The 508-nt window shown below is 50.2% G+C and carries 1 protein-coding gene; it reads left to right on the plus strand.

Annotation, left to right across the window (positions count from 1 at the left end; translation table 11 throughout):
- The coding region (locus AC1DCY_RS27460) for a hypothetical protein (protein WP_477355891.1) at nt 1-508 on the plus strand (508 nt) is incomplete at both ends.

Raw genomic sequence — 508 nt, forward strand, 5'->3', positions numbered from 1 at the left:
GGGCAACGCTTACAGTATCAAGTAATGCGGGGTATACCTATGCGGTAATTACTATTGTTGCCCCGCAGAGTGTGGGTTGGAATACCCAACGAACCTTGACGGTTTTACCCACTGTCACGTTGGACTCTTCAAGGCTTTCTCAATTGTGTTCGATCGAAAGCTTTCAGCCTCATTCAGGCTATTGTTCCGTCTTTGCAAAGGGCGATACGACAGCTGAAGCCATTGACGCCGGTTTTGAGTTCAAGACGAAATGGCTCGATATTGAAAGCCAATGCTGGGTTTACAGTTACGGCATTGTGCTGAAAGCAGCCCGTCATGCCATTTCAAATTGGAAACTGTCGTTTGCCGATTTGCCACTGGGCACGAAAATTCACAGTGAACTTTGGGCTGAGGTGACGCACGACGGTAGCGAAGGCGTCGTCGAACTGGTCACTCCCGGTGATGACAAGTACGTATTGGAGCCGGGAAAAGACTTGCCAATCTCCATCCAGCTACGCTATCCCGCCGC

The sequence above is a fragment of the Lysinibacillus sp. 10T31 genome, from assembly GCF_056394365.1.